This is a genomic window from Metallosphaera yellowstonensis MK1, from assembly GCF_000243315.1.
GTDB classification, from domain to species: Archaea; Thermoproteota; Thermoprotei_A; order Sulfolobales; family Sulfolobaceae; genus Metallosphaera; species Metallosphaera yellowstonensis.
Map to the genome: position 1 here is coordinate 1 of NZ_JH597765.1, position 4,963 is coordinate 4,963.

General features: G+C 48.8%; 4 protein-coding genes and 3 pseudogenes. 3 read left to right on the forward strand and 4 right to left on the reverse strand.

Annotation, left to right across the window (positions count from 1 at the left end):
- From METMK1DRAFT_RS07405 to METMK1DRAFT_RS07410, 3 genes and pseudogenes are all read right to left on the reverse strand, one after another.
- Positions 1-251 (reverse strand): annotated as a pseudogene (locus METMK1DRAFT_RS07405) (IS256 family transposase); the annotation flags it as partial.
- A gap of 320 nt (positions 252-571) precedes the next feature.
- A pseudogene (locus METMK1DRAFT_RS20050) lies at positions 572-657 on the reverse strand (transposase); the annotation flags it as partial.
- Positions 658-669: 12 nt separating this feature from the next.
- Positions 670-1,719 (reverse strand): AAA family ATPase, encoded by a 1,050-nt coding sequence (locus tag METMK1DRAFT_RS07410; RefSeq protein ID WP_009072410.1) that lies wholly within the window; start codon positions 1,717-1,719, stop codon positions 670-672.
- Positions 1,720-2,204: 485 nt separating this feature from the next.
- Here METMK1DRAFT_RS07410 and METMK1DRAFT_RS07415 point away from each other — a divergent pair, with 485 nt between their 5' ends.
- Together METMK1DRAFT_RS07415 and csx7 are read left to right on the forward strand one after the other, a co-directional pair.
- The gene (locus METMK1DRAFT_RS07415) at positions 2,205-2,594 is read left to right on the forward strand and encodes a hypothetical protein (protein ID WP_009072411.1); all 390 of its coding nucleotides are present in this window, start codon (positions 2,205-2,207) and stop codon (positions 2,592-2,594) included.
- Positions 2,595-2,606: 12 nt separating this feature from the next.
- Complete coding sequence (csx7, locus tag METMK1DRAFT_RS07420) at positions 2,607-3,329, forward strand: type III CRISPR-associated RAMP protein Csx7 (RefSeq protein WP_009072412.1); 723 nt, start codon at positions 2,607-2,609, stop codon at positions 3,327-3,329.
- Positions 3,330-3,421: 92 nt separating this feature from the next.
- Here csx7 and METMK1DRAFT_RS07425 read toward each other — a convergent pair whose 3' ends face one another.
- On the reverse strand, positions 3,422-4,480 hold the full coding sequence (locus METMK1DRAFT_RS07425) for an ISH3 family transposase (protein ID WP_009072416.1): 1,059 nt from the start codon (positions 4,478-4,480) through the stop codon (positions 3,422-3,424).
- A 173-nt stretch (positions 4,481-4,653) separates the two neighbouring features.
- Between METMK1DRAFT_RS07425 and METMK1DRAFT_RS18985 the strand changes: the two are divergent.
- Positions 4,654-4,890: pseudogene (locus METMK1DRAFT_RS18985) on the forward strand (type II toxin-antitoxin system RelE family toxin); the annotation flags it as partial.
- Between the last annotated feature and the right edge of the window lie 73 nt (positions 4,891-4,963).

Here is a 4,963-nt window from a genome sequence, read left to right on the forward strand (position 1 = left end):
CTCACCGTGACCCACTCCAGCCCGTACACTACCCTCCTCCCCAGGAGGGAGACCCTGAACCCCTTCAAGAACCTGTACCTGGCGTAACCCCTCCTCCTCACCTCCTTCCCCCTGGCGTACCTGGGGGAGGTCCTCTCCGCCTCCTCCAGGGCCCTCCTCTCGATCTCAGCCACCGTTTCATTTAATAGCGCGTCCTTCCCAAGTAACTCGGGGACGAGCGAGGTCACCACGTGATAAAATGGGTGTCTCATGGTATGACCTAGCGCTCGTCCCCTTTTTAGTGTTACTGATGTAGGATCAATTAAGTCACTTTCATTCTATAGAAACAAATAGAAATCGCAATGGAGACCTGAATCGCCCAGTAGTTCCCTGGCTAATGGTTTAGCGATCCTTTTAGGAGTTATAATGCTGTTTGCTGCAACACAATTACATAGTTATCATTATTATCAGTATTACAACTATTATTCCTATTGAATTTTGAAAAATTAGAATGAAAGGAGGGTTAGCGCTTATACTGGGAACCGGGCTTTCAACTCTCGTTAGAATAATTATATACAGCAGGTATGGGACTTTAACGTAGCTTAAAGATTTTCATCAGCCCCGGCGGTCCACCTAGATGACGTTCTAGAACCTGAGGAACGCCTCCACGCTCCCCAGGACACCTCCCTTTCAAATTTTATCGTAATCTATCTCCCTCAAGATGGGGTCCGCTATTTCGTATACTCCTCCTCTCCTCTTCTCCACGAAGTTGTTATTGACCAGTGATTCCAGGGCCAAACTGAATTCCTTATCGTCTACCTGGCCCAACTTTATCTCGACCCCCCTTTTAACGTCCTTCCAAGTGTTCACCACCTTCAACGAGTTCATTATTGTGGTGTAAATCCCCTTGTTACTTTTGTTCTGAAGAAAGTGTTTAAATTCACTCACCATTATCTTCTTACCCTCCTCGATCGTGGAGGAGAGTGCGGAGTCAAAGCTCATCTTCCTCACCGCGTAAAAGTTACCGAACAGGGTCAACCAACCCACGACTCCATCCAACTTCTTGATCACCTCGTCCTCCCTGTCGAAGTGAACGTCGAGCTCCTCCATCCCTCTCCTCAGGAAATCCCTTGAGGTACCTTCATCAAAGGGTCTCAGGTTCAAGGTAACGGGGGGTCTGCCGTGAAGCGGGGAAGACGAGGAGGGGTTGGACAATGCCCTGGCCACCCCGATGTAGGAACCGGAGAACACTAACCTAACCCTGGGGTTGGAGGCGAAAACGTTGCCCAGGACCTCAAGGAATTGCCTGCTCGCCTGTGAGATCTCCTGAACCTCGTCGAGGCCTATGACCGCGTCTTCCTCAATTGAGTTGAGCAGTTCAATCAGGCTATTGACCACTTTGGCACCCCTCCTCAGCTCTATCCCCGCTGACCCCAAAACGAAGTTAACCTTGAGGGAGACCTTGAGACTGGGTACGTCACTGTTAATTTCCGCCAGGAGGGCCTTGAGTAGAGAATTCAAGTTCCTGACTCCCCTCAGGTTAACGTAAACTCCCTTGAATCCGTATCTCCTCTTCATCTCGTTGATTACGACCTTCATCAGGCTCGTCTTCCCTATCTCCCTCTGTCCGCCTATTATCAGCCAGTTCTTTGATAGCAACTGAGATATGGAGAAGTCTATCTCCTTGTCCCTCCCAAATAACTCCCCAACGGTCTCCTTGGGGTGAAGGTCGAACAACAACTGTACCCACTACAGTCACTGGTGTGGGTACAGTTAAAAGTGTTGCGATGAGCTCAAAGGGGCTTCGCTCCGGGCGTATGGGAATCTCATAGAGGACCGGAAAGTCGGTGTTGACGAGAAGTTTCGTTTTTCAGTGCCTTCCGGCAGAAAAGGTGCTGAGGACTGATCGAGTTTGCTAGGGAGAGGGCGGTCATGGAGATATTAGAGCTGCGAGTGCAATGAATAATCAACACAGGTCCTCCAGCCATGAACTGAAAGGATAATGCAAGTGTATATTTTGTATATTCTATATCCTGACATGATTTTTTCCCCCAACAGCAGTTATTAGATTTTGTCTTGACTTCAAGGCCACACCTAACGAGAAATCCCATAACTGCTGTCCCCAATCTATCCTCAGGTCACTCTGAAATTTTCGTTACGTAATCATCTTAAGTTTCAATTCGAGCTCAGAAAGGCTTATATATTAAAATAAGAAGTATAAGTGCATGTCCTCCGTCTCAACTCAGAGGCCGCAGGGTCAACTTCTGGATTGGGCGACTGAGGCCGCCATATCGGCCAGCAGACCCGACAGGAATGGGGACCCAATAGTCGATAAGGCCACCGTGAACAACTTACTCGTGTTCCTCCAGAGCAGGAGAAGCGTTGATGACCTCATGGCCTACATCATCAGGCAAGGTTCCAGGGAAGAAATAGACGAACAAACGGCAAAGCTACTGCTGAAGTACGTGAAGGGACTGGAGTTGAAGGACGCCCTGACGTTCCTGGGCTACTTCAAGTGGATATACGAGGGGCTCACCGGGGAATTGAGGGTGGACAGGGGGAAGCTGAAGAACGTAAAGACTTTCAAGGGCCTCGTTGACGTCTTAGCGAGTTAAAGGGCGAGCATCATGGACGAGGAGACCCCCATCTGTGCCGACCTGGATCAGATTCGCACTATAGTGAAGGTAAGCGGTACTCTAATGAACGAGACTCCCCTCAGGATAGGCAAGGGTAAGGAGCAGAGCTTCGTTGACCCCTCCGATAACCCTCTCCTGACCCAGGACGGGAGGCCCGTGATTCCTGGGTCCAGCTTGAAAGGACTCATGAGGTCCCTGGCCGAGTCCTACGTGAAGACGTTGAATGACCCGAAGTACAGCAAGGTCTGTGACCTAGACGACAACTCCTGTGAAAGTTGTACCTCTGACGCCTTCTGCATTCCCTGTGTGCTCTTCGGGTTCAAGGACATCTCGTCCAGAGTCTTCGTCATGGACTCTGTGGCCCTGGAGAACGAGTTCAGGATCTCCCAAAGGACCATGGTCACACTGAGTAGGGTCTTCGGGGGCCAGACCCCCAAGAGGCTGTACACCTTGGACATGGTGGAGCCCGGAGCTAAATTCAGGTTCGAGATGATTGTCTACAACTTGGATCTGGTGAACGGCGAGAGAGAGGAGTGGAAGATCAGGTCAGTGGAGGTAATGAAGTACATCATCAGGCTCTTGACCACAGAGGGGGCGTTCATCGGGTCGAGGAAAAGCACGGGTCTGGGTCTAGTGAAGTTGACTGGGGTGAAGGTTAAACTCTACAAGGCCCCGAACCTAACCGAGGGCAAGGAGGTGGAAGTGACTTGGTGACCTACGACTTCGTGAGGAAGGATGTGATAAGGAGGGTGAACTGGGTAGAGGGATTAGTGGAGGTAGTGTCGCCCCTCACGGTAGACCCAAAATCACCTCCTTGAAAATAAATCTATATTATTAATAAGCGGTTCTATTGATTTAAGTAGAAAATCTTTTAGATTGAATAAATCATCAGAAAACAAGAGTATTAGGAGTAACCTGAACTCCTCCCTCCCCACCTCCCCCTTGAACACTGTGTACAGGGAGTAGAGGACCACGGCCAGCACGAAGATCAACGTGCGGAAGACGAACTTGGTGGAACTGGTGAAGGGGAGAAAAGCCTTGATGTTCCGGTAAGAGGTCTCTATGGGACCCCTCACCTTGTTGTACAACTTCAACACCTCCCCCTTCGGTAGGTCGAGGTTCGTAGCCCTAGCGAAGTAAACTAGAGTCCTCTTCTTTCTCCTGACCTTCTCCTTGCTGTACACGAGGAGCCTGAACTTGACCTGCTCGTCCCTCCTGTGCCTCTTACTGTTAGTCTCGTACTCGCCGTCGAACTCCTGGTAGACCTTCACGTCCCCAACAGGGACGGCAATTATGTACTTGAACTGCGAAACGAAGTTGAGCACGTCTACAGTGTAGAAGCCCGCGTCGAGAGTCATCAACCTCACCTTGAACCCCATGGCGACGACTTGCTCCACGAGGGCCTTCACGACCTCATCCTTGGTCATCCCCTTCACTTGAGTGATGAAAGCTAGTAGGAGCACTTTCCCGTCAAACTTAGTCGTCGCAGTTGCGTAGTTCCAAGAGTTTCCCTCCTCCGAACTCCCGAGCCCTCCCACCGGTCTCCCGTACCAAGTCTTGGTGGTCCAGTCTATTGAGAGGTCTATCTCCTTGACTCCCTTCAGTACCTTCAAGGACATTTTCCTCACTTGTTCCAAGAGTTTCTCAATAACTTCCACCCCTTGCTCCTCCACGTAATTCCTCACGGTCTGTGGGGACACGCCATACGCCCTCGACTTGTTCTCTACTGAATCGTTCCATAAACACGCTGAGATGAGGGTTCTCGCCACCTCTTCCCCTCTCTTTCCCTTGAAGTTCAGCATGGAAAGTAATTTATATCCTATTTGTTGAACGTTGTTTTGGTGAGGGAGATGGTGTGTTATCATCTCACTATCACACGTGGTAATACCACATCTCCCTCACCTTAAACCTTTCTTCAACTGAATTCTTAATACTCTTATAAATCCTGTTATTCGCTATGAGTCGATATTATACTGCCAGAATTATTTTTCATAATACGATTTTGGGTCTACCGGTGAGGGCGGGGTAGTTTACAGAATTCGCTGCTGATGAATTCAATGATAAATTGCTCATGCTGATTTTAGAGAAATTGGAGTTGTTGCAAGAGAACCATTTCAAATACTCCAGGGAGAAGTTGGGAAAAGATATATACGGAAATACTATGTTTTCCATAGAAGTTACGGGGGATATAAGAATACTTTATAGCGTTGATCCGAAAAATTGTATAGTTTTCATTTGGGAGATTGGGTCTCATAAGAAGGTTTACGGGCATTAGCCTTTTCCTTAGCCCTCTTTAATAAATCCTCCTTAAATTTCCTAAAATCTTCCTTATTCTCAATCTCTAGAAA